13 protein-coding genes are annotated in these 15448 nt (G+C 33.1%); 10 read left to right on the forward strand and 3 right to left on the reverse strand.

Going from position 1 to position 15448, the window contains the following annotated elements:
* Positions 1–2 precede the first annotated feature (2 nt).
* The 6 genes from BKM63_RS10330 (at position 3) to BKM63_RS10360 (ending at position 7921) form a co-directional block, all read left to right on the forward strand.
* Positions 3–488, forward strand: a complete 486-nt coding sequence (locus tag BKM63_RS10330; protein ID WP_071636527.1) for a hypothetical protein — start codon at positions 3–5, stop codon at positions 486–488.
* A gap of 252 nt (positions 489–740) precedes the next feature.
* Positions 741–1793, forward strand: a complete 1053-nt coding sequence (locus BKM63_RS10340; protein WP_071636529.1) for a TerY-C metal binding domain-containing protein — start codon at positions 741–743, stop codon at positions 1791–1793.
* A 3-nt stretch (positions 1794–1796) separates the two neighbouring features.
* Entirely contained in the window at positions 1797–3203 is a 1407-nt protein-coding gene (locus BKM63_RS10345) for a PP2C family serine/threonine-protein phosphatase (RefSeq protein WP_071636530.1), read from the forward strand.
* A gap of 2 nt (positions 3204–3205) precedes the next feature.
* Positions 3206–4717: a helix-hairpin-helix domain-containing protein gene (locus tag BKM63_RS10350; RefSeq protein ID WP_071636531.1), complete on the forward strand. Its 1512-nt coding sequence runs from the start codon at positions 3206–3208 to the stop codon at positions 4715–4717.
* A gap of 30 nt (positions 4718–4747) precedes the next feature.
* Positions 4748–5755: a TerC/Alx family metal homeostasis membrane protein gene (locus BKM63_RS10355; protein WP_071636532.1), complete on the forward strand. Its 1008-nt coding sequence runs from the start codon at positions 4748–4750 to the stop codon at positions 5753–5755.
* 252 nt (positions 5756–6007) lie between these two features.
* On the forward strand, positions 6008–7921 hold the full coding sequence (locus BKM63_RS10360) for an ABC-F family ATP-binding cassette domain-containing protein (protein WP_071636533.1): 1914 nt from the start codon (positions 6008–6010) through the stop codon (positions 7919–7921).
* Positions 7922–8005: 84 nt separating this feature from the next.
* Here BKM63_RS10360 and BKM63_RS10365 read toward each other — a convergent pair whose 3' ends face one another.
* A complete protein-coding gene (locus tag BKM63_RS10365; protein ID WP_071636534.1) occupies positions 8006–8968 on the reverse strand; it encodes an App1 family protein in 963 nt (320 codons plus the stop codon).
* 63 nt (positions 8969–9031) lie between these two features.
* Here BKM63_RS10365 and BKM63_RS10370 point away from each other — a divergent pair, with 63 nt between their 5' ends.
* A complete protein-coding gene (locus BKM63_RS10370) occupies positions 9032–9901 on the forward strand; it encodes a diacylglycerol/lipid kinase family protein (protein WP_071636535.1) in 870 nt (289 codons plus the stop codon).
* 52 nt (positions 9902–9953) lie between these two features.
* Here the strand turns inward: BKM63_RS10370 and BKM63_RS10375 are convergent, their stop codons facing one another.
* Together BKM63_RS10375 and BKM63_RS10380 are read right to left on the reverse strand one after the other, a co-directional pair.
* Positions 9954–11099 carry a GNAT family N-acetyltransferase gene (locus BKM63_RS10375; RefSeq protein ID WP_071636536.1) on the reverse strand — a complete coding sequence of 382 codons (1146 nt, stop codon included), beginning with the start codon at positions 11097–11099 and terminating at the stop codon, positions 9954–9956.
* Between the two features lie 116 nt (positions 11100–11215).
* Complete coding sequence (locus BKM63_RS10380) at positions 11216–11704, reverse strand: DUF1761 domain-containing protein (protein ID WP_071636537.1); 489 nt, start codon at positions 11702–11704, stop codon at positions 11216–11218.
* Between the two features lie 185 nt (positions 11705–11889).
* Here BKM63_RS10380 and BKM63_RS10385 point away from each other — a divergent pair, with 185 nt between their 5' ends.
* The 3 genes from BKM63_RS10385 (at position 11890) to BKM63_RS10395 (ending at position 15448) form a co-directional block, all read left to right on the forward strand.
* Positions 11890–12603 (forward strand): leucine-rich repeat domain-containing protein, encoded by a 714-nt coding sequence (locus BKM63_RS10385; RefSeq protein ID WP_071636538.1) that lies wholly within the window; start codon positions 11890–11892, stop codon positions 12601–12603.
* Between the two features lie 229 nt (positions 12604–12832).
* On the forward strand, positions 12833–13138 hold the full coding sequence (locus tag BKM63_RS10390; protein WP_071636539.1) for a hypothetical protein: 306 nt from the start codon (positions 12833–12835) through the stop codon (positions 13136–13138).
* Positions 13139–13381: 243 nt separating this feature from the next.
* Positions 13382–15448, forward strand: a complete 2067-nt coding sequence (locus tag BKM63_RS10395) for a fibronectin type III domain-containing protein (RefSeq protein WP_071636540.1) — start codon at positions 13382–13384, stop codon at positions 15446–15448.

The following is a 15448-nucleotide window of genomic DNA, read 5'->3' on the forward strand; positions in this document are numbered from 1 at the left end:
TTATGGAAGTGCTGGGAACAATAATTTCAGTTATTGGTTTAATTGTACATATAATACAAAAAGTAAATCAATCCTCTCATGGAGATACTAACACGACTTATTACACTGACACGACCTACGCTGTTGTACACAAGTTTACACCGCAGGAAAAATTAGATAACATGAATATTGACAGTCTCAATATTTGTTATAAAACTGCCGGGATTAGTGGTTTTTCTATCGAAAAAGCCAGACGAACTTTGCTTAACAGTTATGTGCAGCATGATTTTTATATAGACGATGTTATTATACGTCAAAATTGTATGTACATAAAAGTAATGCATGCTATCCCTTTTAATGGAGGAAATAAATGTTATGGAGCTTCTTTTTCCATGAATTTTATGACCGTAAATGATGGAGTTGCCGTTTATGGATCAAAGAAAATCAATGCCGATGAAGAACTGGTTTTTAAAGAAATCGCAAACGAATTAATAAAAGCAGTTTCATAATGTATTTCTTAAAACTATTTATCCAAATTCTAATTGTCGGGTTGTTTTTGTACTCCAAATTACTGCCGTATAAAGACAAATTGAATCCGCAGTACAAAGGCATATTTGAATTTTTCAATAGTATTTTTTCGCCCATATTCAATTCTCTAAAAACAATGATCAAACCTTTTCAGGTTGGAGTAGGTTTAGCGGTAGATATGACTCAGATCCTGCTTTTAGTTATTTTTTTAATGTTATTAAATTTCCTTTAAGATGAGAAGATTACCCATATATTTTTTAATTGATATTTCGGAATCAATGGTTGGAGAGCCCATTCAGCAGGTTGAGGAAGGATTGGCGACCATAATTCAGGCTTTAAAAACAGATCCGCATGCTCTAGAAACTGTTTTTGTGTCGATTATAGTATTTGCCGGCCAGCCTAAAACACTCGTTCCTCTGCAGGAAATTGTGAGCTTTTATCCGCCAAAATTTCCTATTGGCAGCGGTACATCGCTTAGCAAAGGTTTAGGACATTTAATGTATGAATTAAGAACTAATATCGTTAAAACAACTTATGAGGTAAAAGGCGATTGGAAACCCATTGTATTCCTTTTTACAGATGGAGTTCCTACAGATGACAGTCAGGCAGCCATAAACGAATGGAAACAAAACTGGCAGCGAACAGCCAACTTAATTGCGATCTCTTTTGGCAGCGAAACAGATACAAAATTATTAGGCGAACTTACAGAAAATGTACTTCATTTTAAAAATACCAATGTACAGTCGTACAAAGAGTTTTTTAAATGGGTCACAGATTCTATTAAAACAAGCAGTATAAGTGTAGAAAACAACTCGAGCGGTTTTGAATTGGCTAAATTAGACGGAGAAACACTTTCGAAAATAGATTTAACCAAAGAAATTCCGAATCGTCAATATGTCGATGATAATTTTGTGGTTTTAAACGGAAAATGTCAAAATACCAAAAGACCGTATTTGATGAAATACCGCAAAACTATTGCCGAATCTATTTATGCCGGAATCGAATTATCGTCTAAAAATTACAAATTAGTCGGAGCTTATCAAGTTGATAATTCTTATTTTGAATTAGCCGATTCTGGAAATTTCAACAATAAAGTCAATACCGATGAACTTATAGGCGGTCCAACCTGTCCGTGTTGTGGCAATCAGGTTGCTTTTGCCGTTTGTGTATGCGGTAAAATACATTGTATTGGCGATGAAAATATCAGTACGTGTCCATGGTGCGGTAATCAGGGAAGTTATGGCTGCGGTGAAGGCGGTTTTGATGTAAACAGAACGCAGGGATAATTTATGGAAGAGACTAAAAGATATATTCAGTCTTTTTTATCACAAAAGAAAATTGACATTTCTGCAGATAAAGCAGCTCTTTTTGCAGCATTTGCTTCTAATGAACAAAATGTGAACGCAGTAAAAATAATTCAGGAAAACCAAAAAATGATTATGGAGAATTGGATGTTGAAAAATAAAATTCATGATATTTTGACCCAAACGGTTTCAATACCAAACGGAACCGTTAATAAAAAATATTATGCAAAAATTGATTTCAATACTTTGGGCTGGAATGATTTTATTGCCTTAGAAATTGAAGGTTTGGAAAATACAGGTCTTGAATTTACTAAAAATGATGAGCTTATTGGAACTCCAGAAATAAGCGGCGATTTAAAAATCAAAATAAAATTTAGGATTGAAGGCGAACCCGAAGATTCTGCTTTAAATGAAAAAGTGCTGACGCTTATTATAAATCCAGATCCTAAATCATTGTGGAAAAATATTGAAAGCGATAAAAACGATCCTTTCTGGAAACCGGATAATGAAGCAGTTGCTGCTAAATTTTTAGATAAAAATATTGTAGTAGCATCCAAAAGAGGAAGAAGTCATGCCAATACGGGCTCCTTTAGAGAAGATGATTTTGCATTTAAAAATTTAAAAGAAATAGGCTGGAGTGTTCTGGCGGTTTCTGATGGGGCAGGATCTGCAAAACTCTCAAGAAAAGGTTCTAAAATAGCGTGTGAAACTGTTATTCAGTATTTTGAAGAAAATTTAAATCCAGAAAATCTAAAAGAATTTGATCAGGTTTTGGCTGAGCATCATAATAAAGCCAGCGACGAAACATCAAAAAAAATAAGCCATTTTGTTTATCAAAATCTTTCAAAAGCCGCACATGCTGCACATCAAAAATTAGAAGAATTTGCAATAAAAAACGAAACAGAATTAAAGAATTTACATGCAACTTTAATTTTTGCATTGGTTAAAAAATACGATTTTGGATATGCCATTTTAACTTTCGGAATTGGCGACTGCCCAATCGGATTATTAAATAAAGATCTTACCGAAATTAAATTAATGAACTGGCTGGATGTAGGTGATTTTGGAGGCGGAACACGCTTTGTTACCATGCCCGAAATTTTTCAGAATGATAAATTTTCAACCAGATTCGGCTTTAAACTTGTAGATGATTTCTCTTATTTAATGCTGATGACAGACGGAATTTACGACCCTAAATTTGTCGTTGAAGCCAATTTGGAAAAAATCGAAAAATGGAAAGATTTTCTTGATGATTTAAATGGGGGAAATGAAGATGGAAGTACAGTTGATTTTTCGAAAGAAAATTCTGATATTGCGCAACAGCTTTCGAGCTGGATGGATTTTTGGAGTCCGGGAAATCACGATGACAGAACCCTTGCTATAATTTATTAAGTATGAGTACTATTACAGTAAAATCTATTAATGACAACGCAAAATCATATCAATTTGTTGATAATGGCGAACCTATGCGTGGTGGTGTAAAGGATGTTTATTTTAGTCCCGATAAAAAATATGTAGTTGCGATTTTTAGAGAAAAACTAGATTTTAATCAAAAAGAGAGACTCCAAAGAATTACAAATAAATATTTAGTTCAAATTCAAAACGGAGATGCAGGCGACTATTATTTAAACGAAGTATACAGATGGCCAACTGATGTTATTGAACATAAAGGATTAACCGGAATCATTGTGCCTATTTACGATTCTAAATTTTTCTTTAAAAAAGGTTATGAAACCAGCGATTTAATTCAGGGAAAAGAAAAAAACGGAAAATGGTTTGCAGGTTCTAAATTTAGAAATCCAAATTTTCCGCTTAGAGTTGCAAAATCAGAATTAGGCGATTGGCTGAGTTATTTCCAGGTTTGTGTCAATTTGACCCGCGGCGTAAAAAAAATGCATGCCATGGGATTGGCACATTCTGATTTATCATACAATAATGTTCTAATAGATCCTGTCAATAAATCGGCATGTATGATTGATTTGGATGGACTTGTAGTTCCGGGATTATTTCCTGCAGAAGTTATTGGTACAGCAGAATTTATAGCACCAGAAGTACTTTCTACCAAACATCTTAATAAAACTGATCCCAATAGAAAATTACCAAGCAGATTAACAGATCTGCATGCATTGCCGGTTTTAATTTATATGTTTTTATTGCACAGACATCCGTTAAAAGGAGGAAAGGTCCATGATCTTGATACCGAAAAAGATGATTTGCTGTCTATGGGAGAAAAAGCAATGTTTATAGAACATCCAACTGACGCAGCAAACAGACCAAAACTCAATCAGGTTTCAAAATGGGACTTGCCTTGGGCAGATATCACCAAATTGCCTTATGCCATTACAGGTCCATATCTTAAAACCTTGTTTGACAAAGTTTTCATAGACGGATTGCACAACCCAATGCAGAGACCAAATGCAGAAGAATGGGAAATCGCACTGTTAAAAACAACTGATTTGATGCAAAAATGCCATAACGCTTCATGCGAACAAAAATGGTATGTTTTTGATAACACAAATACACCTAGATGTCCGTTTTGTAATACTGCTCACAAAGGGACACTTCCGGTTTTAGACCTTTATTATCAGTTTCAGGAAACCGTCTGGAAACCCGAGAATCACAGATTAATGGTTTATAACGATCAATATTTGTTTCAATGGCATGTTAATCGTAATATTGCCCGAAATGAAAAACTCACGGCAGAACAAAAAGTGCCGGTAGGTTATTTTACTTTCTATAATGATAAATGGGTATTTGTTAATCAAAAGCTGACATCATTAAAAGATGTTACGGAGGATAAAGAAATTCCTATTGGGACAATGCTGGAGCTTACAGATGGTAAAAAAATACTCCTTTCTAAAGAAGAAGGAGGCAGGGTTATAGTAGTTACAATGGCCAATAAATAATTTAAAATCTAACTTAATTAATATTTAAAAATGAATCAACACCCTATTTTTTCAGAACATCCCGGTTTAATAATAGTTTTTGCGGTTGCAGTAGTAATCATGCTGTTGTTAGATTTAGGAATCTTCAACAAGAAAAGCCATGTCGTAACTAATAAAGAAGCGATTACATGGTCATTAGTATGGATAAGTTTAGCAATGATTTTTAGTGGTTTGATCTATCACTTTGCAGGAGCTGCCAAATTTTATGAGTTCCAGTCTGCATACTGGATAGAGAAAGCACTTTCTGTAGATAATCTTTTTGTATTTATATTGGTTTTTAAATTTTTTGATGTACAAAACGAAAACAAACATAAGGTTCTTTTCTGGGGTATTATAGGAGCCTTGGTTTTAAGGGCTATTTTTATATTCTCAGGAGCATTCTTAATAGAACTTACTTACCTAAACAAACTATTAAGTCTTGTTGGAGTAGAAGGTTTCAAATATGACATCAATTTAATCATGACAGCCTTTGGATTATTCCTTGTATATGCAGGAATCAAATCTTGGTCTGCCGGAGATGATGATGACGAAGAAGATTACAACAATACAAGAGGAGCAAGATTAATCAGAAAGTTTTTTAGTGTTTCTGATAAATACGATGGCGATAAATTCTTTACATACGAAAACGGAAAAAAATTAGCAACACCGCTTTTAGTAGTGGTAGCAGTAATCGAGTTTACGGATTTATTATTTGCAGTTGACTCTATTCCGGCGATTTTTGCGATTTCAAATGATCCATTTATTCTTTACACTTCTAACATTTTTGCAATTTTAGGATTAAGAGCACTGTTCTTCTTATTAGATAATTTCATTCACTTATTTAGTAAGCTGCAATACGGACTGGCCATTATCCTTTCTTTCATTGGTGTGAAAATGATTATTGCTCCATTCTATCATATTGATTCGATTTATTCGTTAATTGTTATTGGAGGAATTTTAGTAATATCAGTATTATTATCAATTTTATTACCAGAGCCAAAAGAAGCAACAGAGGTATAAAAAAGAAGAGAAACGATTTATTAAAACGGATAGAAGTCTAAAAGATTTCTATCCTTTTTTTTTATAATTATTGTTATTGAAACAAAAGAACTTAAGCAGTAAAATGGAGTTTTTGCCATCAAAAAGTTCTGTAATATTTGTTTTTAAAACGACAGTCGAAACTTAAATTAATTGTCATACTTTTGCACTTTCAAAAAGTAAAGTAAATAAGGTGCTTAAAACCTTTACTGCTTGCCACAATAGTTACAAATTATGCTTAATATACACAATCTTTCGGTTTCTTTTGGAGGAACATATTTATTTGAAGAAGTTACTTTTCGTTTAGGTGCCGGCGACCGCGTAGGTCTTGTTGGTAAAAACGGAGCGGGTAAATCGACAATGCTAAAAATGCTCGCAGGAGATTTTAAACCAGATTCTGGGGTTATTTCTCAGGAAAAAGATATCAGAATGGGATTTTTACGCCAGGATATCGATTTTGAACAAGGAAGAACCGTATTAGAAGAAGCGTATGAAGCTTTTACAGAAATCAAAATTGTAGAGAAAAAACTAGAAGAAATCAATCATCAATTGGTTACCAGAACCGATTATGAAAGTGAAGAATACGGTCAGATCATCGAAGATTTATCTGATTACACACATCGTTTTGAACTTCTTGGAGGTTATAATTATGTAGGAGATACAGAGAAAATTCTTTTAGGACTTGGTTTCAAGAGAGAAGTGTTTAACAACCAAACCGAAACATTTTCCGGAGGTTGGAGAATGCGTATCGAATTAGCTAAATTATTATTACAGTCAAATGATGTTTTATTGCTGGATGAGCCAACCAACCACTTAGATATTGAAAGTATCATTTGGTTAGAAAGTTTCCTGCGTAATTATCCTGGAGTTGTAGTAATCGTTTCGCACGATAAAATGTTTCTTGATAATGTTACAAACCGTACAATCGAAATCTCTTTAGGAAAAGCATACGATTTTAATAAACCTTATTCTCAATATTTAGAATTGCGTCATGAAATTCGTGAAAAGCAATTGGCGACTCAAAAGAACCAGGCTAAAAAGATTGAAGAAACAGAAAAATTAATTGAAAAGTTCCGTGCAAAGGCCTCAAAAGCTTCAATGGCACAATCGCTGATTAAAAAACTGGATAAAGTAGAACGAATTGAAGTTGATGAAGACGATAATTCAGTAATGAATATTTCGTTTCCGGTTTCAAAAGAACCAGGAAAAGTAGTAATTGAAGCGGAACATGTTACAAAAGCTTACGGAGATAAAGTCATCTTAAAAGATATTGATTTACTTGTAGAACGCGGCAGTAAAATTGCCTTTGTGGGACAGAACGGACAAGGAAAATCGACTTTTATTAAAGCCATTGTAAACGAATTTGAATATAATGGAAATATCAAATTAGGACATAATGTACAATTAGGTTATTTTGCCCAAAATCAGGCAGAATATCTTGATGGCGAAATCACTTTGCTGCAAACTATGGAAGACGCTGCAACAGACACAAACCGTTCTAAAGTTCGTGATATGCTGGGATCGTTTTTATTCCGTGGAGATGATGTTGAGAAAAAAGTAAAAGTACTTTCAGGAGGTGAGCGTAACCGTTTGGCTCTTTGTAAACTGCTATTACAGCCCATCAACGTATTGCTGATGGATGAGCCTACGAATCACCTGGATATTAAATCAAAGAACGTTTTAAAGGCAGCGCTTCAAAAATTTGGCGGTACTTTATTATTGGTTTCGCACGATAGAGATTTCCTGCAGGGAATGTCGAACATTGTGTATGAATTCAAAGATCAAAAAATTAAAGAATATTTAGGCGATATAAACTTTTTCTTAGAGCAGCGTAATCTTGAAAACATGCGCGAAGTAGAGAAAAAAGATGTTGAAAAAGTGGCAGCCCCTAAAGAAAATAACAAAACTTCATACGAAGATCAGAAAAAAGGAAAAGCACTTCAAAACCGATTAAGTAAAATAGAAAGTCAAATAAAACAATTAGAAAACGATATTCAGCACGATGACAAAATGCTGGCTTCTAATTATGACAAACATATTGAAGATGCATCATTTTTTACAGCATACAATAAAAAGAAACAAGATCTGGATCAATTACTTATCGATTGGGAAATCGTTCAGGAGGAGATTGATAACTTTAATGCTTAGATTTTTTGTTTCAAGTTTCAGGTTTCACGTTTCAACAAGAACCTGAAACCTGAAACCTGAAACCTGAAACTTGAAACTTGAAACCTACTTAATAACCCCAATAGATTTTGAGTGCATTATCGCTTCGCTGCTTTCTTTAAAATAACATACAGAAACATCAAGCGATTCTAAATTTTTCATGATTTTTTTTACTTCCGTTTTTTGAGTTTTGCCAGTCTGCCTGATATAAACTGCAATAACAGTAACGGGAAATATTTTGCAGATGCGCTCGTATAAAACAGGATCATGCTGTGAGTCATCTCCTAAAAGAACATATTTTAGATTGGGATAAAACTCTAAAACATGTTTTATTTTATCAAATTTATGATCATGGTTTCCTCTTCCGCTCATGAAGAAATCCGTAATTCCCCTTTTAATATCTTTTAATAAAATAACAGCTCTCGGAAGTTTGTGGATTTTAGTGAATTTTACAATAAACCTATATAAATTCCATTCACTGCTCGAAACATAAAAAAAAGCATTTTCTTCCCCTTTATTATTTCTTCCAGCTGAACTTAAAGCCTGATAATGCGTCACAACATCTTTAAAGATTTTCCTGTCATTGACATTTTTGAAAAGTAAAATGTATATTTTTCTGAAAATATTGCGTGTGTGCGAGATAAGGAAAGTATCATCAATATCTGATATGATACCTAAATTTCCTTTATGAGGACGAATAAAACTTCCTTTTGAAGTGATGATGCTTTCACCATATTTAATGCTCACTTCATATTCCATCCATCCAAAACTCATTTCTTTTTCAACGGGAATACAAAATTTAAAATACCCATCATCAAGCGTTTTGGTGTGAATCTCTAAACCGCCGCATTTAAGATAAACATCAAAATTTTGAATTGTTTTTATCCTAAACTGGTTAATAATTGAACGTGCGTTTTTTAGGTTTTTCTTCTGAAAATCATAGTCATACGTTCTTTTAAAAACATGCCCCATCACAATTAATTCTTCTTCATTGGCATAACCTCGATATAATTGTAGAATTGGTTTCATTAATTACGTATATTTATAGTAGACTGTAAATTAATTATTTTAATTGGTTTTAAAAATAAAAAATTGAAAAAGAATATCATATTTGTTGTAAATCCTATTTCGGGAGACCTTGATAAATCAGATTTAATAGAGGCTGTACAGGAGTTTGCAGCTACAAATCATTTTGATCTGGAAGTTTACGAAACGACCGGAAAAAGTGATATTAAAGAAATAAAAGCACTTTATAATCACTATTTGCCAGAACGCATTGTTGTTGCCGGTGGAGACGGAACCATTAAAATGGTTGCTGAAGCTATGGAAGAACACGATGTAATTATTGGTATTTTGCCGGCAGGCTCTGCAAACGGGCTTTCGGTAGATTTGAATTTACCTGCAGGAATCGAAGAAAATCTTAAAATTGCTTTTCTGCATCATTATATCGAAATGGATATGATTTGTATCAACGGCAAAAAGAGTATCCATTTGAGTGATATTGGCCTTAACGCCGATTTAGTAAAGAATTACGAACAAAGCGATGTCAGGGGAATTTGGGGATATGCTTTGCAGGCATTTACAACTTTAACAGAATCTAACGAACCTTTTGTAGCTGCAATTACAGCAAATAATAAAACTGTTGAACATGTTGCACGAATGATTGTAATTGCCAATTCTCAAAAGTACGGAACAGGGGTAATAATAAATCCCAATGGTGCCATGAATGACGGGAAATTTGAACTGGTTATTTTAAAAAGCCTTGATTTACTATTAATTGGGAAAATTATTACCGGCAATATGCCAATTGACTCTGATGATATTGTAATTATTTCGACTGATAAAGCAGAAATAAAAACAGATTATCCGGTTAGTTTTCAAATAGACGGTGAATATTGCGGAGCGCAAAATTCTTTGGAAATTCATATTTTGCATAAGCAGATGAAAATTGCTATTCCGTAAATTAAAATTGAATTTTGACAAAGTTTCGAAACTTTGTCAAAGTTTTTCATAACTATTTAAACGGATTACGTTCCTGCCATTCCGTTTTTGGCTCGAGGTAATTAAAAAATCTGGCAATATTATGATTGATCAGAGCATTACTGTGCGTAATTAAGCCGTACATTTTTACCGGTTTTGCTCCCACAGAACTTTTAATTTCTAATGCTGTTCTGGCAAAAACAATTTCTTCGAAACCTTTTTTGATAGAATACGAAATCATGTCGTACAGCATGTTTAAATACAGCATTTTTTCGCGTTGAATGCTTTCGTCATATCCTAAAAAGTAGGTGTCCATAACATTCCCGTTTCTTATCAATGTATTAAAACCAATAAGTTTTTCATCTAAAAAATAACCGTACAACAAAAAGTCCTCTTTCATGATTTCTTTAAAAAAACTAAAATGATTTCGTGCCAGAAAAAAAGTATTGAAAGGTGCATTTTTGGCTACATGAAAGTACAAATCATAAATAACGTCTTCATATTTTCGAATGTCAGACAAAGACAGCTGCTGTTTTTGGATTCCCTCGGATTTTTTACGAGCCCGTTTATATTGATCCCGATATTTTTTGGACAATGCATCAATATAATCTTTTTCTGATTTCCAATTTTCATTGATGGTAAAAATCATATTGGGTTGTGTCGAAAAAGTGTAATTGTTCTTGAATTCAGCTTGTAATGGTTCGATTTCTTCTGCAGTAAAATCTTTTATGCTGGTTATATGAACTTTCTTTCCGCTTGCTTTTAAATCTTTTTTAAGTTGATTTATGGCTTTATGAAGTGTTTTTATCGCCTTAGATTCTTTTGCATTTTTATCAAAAACGAAAGCATTTTGTCCTGTAAGCATATTATTTCCAACAAATAGTACATGCGAAGCGAAATTTTTGAGAGCAAAATTACGAACCGAAGTTTTTAAACATTGATCACGCTCTCCAAAAGATTCCAGTTTTTCGGCAAATAAAAATTGGGTCAAAACAATTCCTATTAGTTTGTCTTCTTCAAAAATTCCGATAAAATGACAAATCATATTTACCGGACAAGAGTTTTCCAGAACTTCCAGGTATTCGCGCGTTAAAAAAATGTTGTCTATGGCCAGCAAATTCCATTCTGAAGGCAGTAATGATGTGCTGTTGTAGAGTTTAAAAGAATAAGTTGTATTCAAAAGTGTGAGCTAATTTCTTCAAAATTAGATAATATTTACAATAACTCAGGCTCTTTAAGTTATTATTAAGAAAAACCCGTCTGAGTTCATTTCAAACGGGTTTCTGTATTTATTATTTATGCATAAGCGCAAATGATACCGCCCATTAAAGTCAGCGTAACAATCCAATATCCTGCGTGTATGAAAATATATTTCCATGATTTTCTTTCGAATAAACCATTTATTCCTACTATTGGCAAAGCAAAAAATAACCCTGATATAAAACCATGAAGTGCGCCATGCTTAAACGTGCGGTAAGCCGTTCCGTAATCTGCCATAAAAGCGGCAAAGGACGGTTTTGCACTTGCTATCAATGGTGGTCCGCCAACCATTCCTACCGCGCCAGACTGATGAATGGTTAAGCCCATCAAGGTCATTGTAATCATTAAAGAAAAAATGTACGTAAGCCCAAAAATTTTGAGCATACTTCCTTTTTTAAGATCGTCCTCGGTAAAATTATTTTCTCTCATCCATATTGTTCCAAAAACTTTTGGATGATACCAGGCAAAGCCAACGAGTAAGGTTACAACGGCGGCCGCTAATAATGCGTAAAAGTTAAATTCCATGATATTAGGTTTTTATAATTAGTTGTTTCAAAATTAATCAAAAAAAGAAAGCAGATAGATAATTTAAAAAACAGGAAAATTATTACACTGTTTTTATTTATCAACACTTTATCGACATTTGATGCTTTATGTCTAGTAATTATCTAATTTTGAAGCCAAGAAAAACATAACCCCCCAAGTCTGTTATGAAAAGCTTAGCCACACTTTTTTTAGCATTTGTTTTTTCTCTAAATATGTTTGCAGATACTGTTTCAGATAAGGAGAAAGACGTGCTGATAAAATTATACCACGCAACCAATGGTTCGCAGTGGAAAATTAAATGGGATTTATCGTTGTCAGTTTCAACATGGTATGGAGTTCATGCCGAAAATGGAAAAGTAACAGCCCTGAATTTAGCCGATAATAATCTAAAGGGTGAACTGCCTTTAGAATTTTTTGACCTGATAAATTTAGTTGCTGTAGATTTCCATAAAAATAATCTGAAAGGAGCGCTGCCGGCTGAAATTGGAAAGTTAAATCAATTGCAGATTCTGTGTTTATCTGACAATGAGATTGAAGGCACATTGCCCAATTCGCTTTATCAAATAGCAACTTTAAAAGTACTTCTTTTAAACAGCAATAAATTTTCAGGAAGTTTTAGTCCTGAAATTATGAATTTAAAATATTTGCAAAACCTGAGTTTGTTCAATAACAGCTTTGAAGGAGAAATCCCTAAAGAGCTGGAAAAATTAAATAATTTGTCTGAATTGAATCTTTCCTATAATAAATTTAAAGGTTCAGTATCGAGAAATCTGACCATACTGGATTCTTTAAATATGACAATGTTTGATGATAATGGAAATCCGTTTTTGTTAGACATAAATGACGAAAGAAAAAATGAAAATATTACCGTAAATTAATCGTGCTTATGAATGAATTTTACTCGTTGAAACAAGTTGATTAAATATATTTAGTTAATTGTGAAAAAGCCGTAATTTGTTACGGCTTTTTTTGTTTCTGATAGTATATAAACGTTGAAATAATATTTAACTTTGTTTCAGTAAATTTAAAGCAAGTTTTAAAGCATTCGATTTTTTTTATAACTTTAAGATTTAGAAGAGAAAATATTAACCTTTTTACTATAAAATTATGACACTACAATATCAAGGTGAACAATACGGAAAGTCAACCACATTTACCATTAGAATAATTGGAAATAATTTATCAAAAAGCAGTTCTAACTACCAAATTGATTTATTGGTTGGAGATAAAAAACTGCCGACTTTTACAACTGAAATTCATCAAAGTCTTTCAAATTGTTTAAAAGAGATTTACTTATTCAGAAAACATAACGGAATTAAATTCGACGAATCGTCAGAGAAAATAGTTTCTCTTTATGTTCCTTATGATAAGGTTTTATACAACTACAATAAATATGCTTTGTTTAGAGCGTAGGTTTTATTTAGAAGATATTTTTAAAAGGCTGTTCAATTTTGAGCAGCCTTTTTAGTTATAAATTGAGCAGCCTTTTTGTGGTAAAAAAATAATTATCATCAGTTTTTTCTTGCTTATTGTATCTGTCTTATCTTTAAAGGCTTATATCTTCATTTATTTATTTTTATTACGTAAATAATTCCCACAAATTTATTTAAAAATATTATTTTTGTTTTTTTTAACATGGAAATAATTACATCTTAAATGTCCCCAAATAAGCTCCTTTTTTTCTTTTTACTGTTTATAACAATTTCATACTCACAAAATAAACGTGCTGCTGTTATGGTGAATGCCAGAGCACAAAAAGATAAAATCTTAGTTCGCTGGGCTGTTAATACTCCGGCCGAATGGCAGAAAGCAAATAAAAAAGGATTTGTAATTACCAGAACTACAGTAGTACGAGATGGCAATGTTCTGCCTAAACCCGAAAAAACGCTTCTCACTCCAAAACCGTTGATTGCTGAACCGCTGGATTCCTGGATGGATTTGGTGCAAAAGGATAATAACGCAGCTATTATTGCACAATCTATTTATGGCGAAAGTTTTGAAATAAGTTCTGCCAAGGAAGGGGATTTGGCAAAAATAGTAAACATGGCGGACGAATTGGATCAACGATACACTTTTGCTCTATATGCAGCTGATATGAGTTTTACAGGCGCAGTAAAAGCAGGCTGGGGATTTGTCGACACAAACGTAAAGAAAAATGAGGTATATGCTTATCAGGTGAGCGTTTTTGAAAGCCCGCAGGTTAAAGAATCATCTTATATGATCGGTTTAAAGGATTATAGTGAATTGCCTGCTCCAACTGATTTTATTGCGATTCCTGATGATAAAAAAGTACTGCTTTCGTGGGATTATGAAACTTTTAAAAGAATTTATACTTCGTTTATGGTGGAGAAATCTTCTGATGGTATAAATTTTAGTCCTATAACCACAACTCCTTTAGTCAACCTTAACGATAAAGATGAGCATCCGTCTAAAAATATGTATTATGTTGATACTCTTAGTGTAAACGATAAAGTATTTCATTATAGATTGTATGGAATAACCTCATTTGGAGAAAAAGGAGAATTTACAAAACCAATTACTGTAACAGGTGTTGCGGCAATCGTTACTCCGGCCAGACTGGTAGACTATAACATTATAAATTCAAATGAAGTTAATTTAGAATGGGATTATCCAAAAGAATCAGAGGGTTTTATTCAGGGGTATGAAATTAATTTAGCCAATAATGATAAAGGACCATACAAGGTTGTTTCTAAAATTATTCCTCCATCAGAAAGAAAACTAAACTTTAAAGATAATTTATACCCATCAAATTATTTTACAATTTCTGTTGTTGGAAAAAATAATCAGAGATTGACATCACAGAGTATGCTAGTACAGCCAGTTGATTCTATCCCGCCTGCAAAACCAATTGGTTTAGAGGGCGTAATTGATAGTCTGGGAACGGTTCGGTTAAAATGGAAACCGAATCAGGAAAAAGATTTGCGAGGATATCGATTATTGAAAGCAAATAATGAAGGAGAGGAATTTGTAGATATTTATCATCAATCGTATGTAGGAACCGAGTACAAAGACAGCGTGAGTTTAAAAATGACCAACAGTAAAGTTTACTATAGAATTGCTGCCGAAGACATGCGCTTTAATATCTCAGACCCATCTGATATCCTTATTCTGGACAAGCCGGATAAAATTCCGCCGGCGGCTCCAATTTTTAAAGATTATGAGAATAAAGATGGGAAGGTACATCTAAAATGGATACGAAGTTATAGTGAAGATGTGATAAGTTACAGCCTGAGGAGGAGAGAAAAAGGTCAGGAAAAATGGCAGGAAATAAAACAGATAAACGATACGATTCAGGAATTTACAGATGATAGGGTAGAAAATAGAAAAACATACCAATATGCTATTTTGGCTAAGGATAAAAGTAATCTTTGGTCTTCTTTAGATCATTCTACTGTAACGGTGAGTGTCTTAAATTTTACACCAGTAAAAATAATTACATTCTTACAGGGAACAGCCGACAGAGAAAATAAAAAAATAGTGCTTTCCTGGGATTATGCAAAAAATAAAAGTAAGGTTATAGGGCTGAGTATTTATAAAAATGCAAAAGGAACGCCGCCTACTTTATGGAAAGAATTGAACGGGAATATTTTTACTTTAGAAGATAAAAATTTAAAAATTAATCAGGAATACGAATATCATTTAATTCCAAATTTGGAAAGTGATAGTCCGGCAAAAGCAGAGACTTTAACAGTTATATATTAA

The organism is Flavobacterium johnsoniae, from assembly GCF_001879205.1.
Classification (GTDB): domain Bacteria; phylum Bacteroidota; class Bacteroidia; order Flavobacteriales; family Flavobacteriaceae; genus Flavobacterium; species Flavobacterium johnsoniae_A.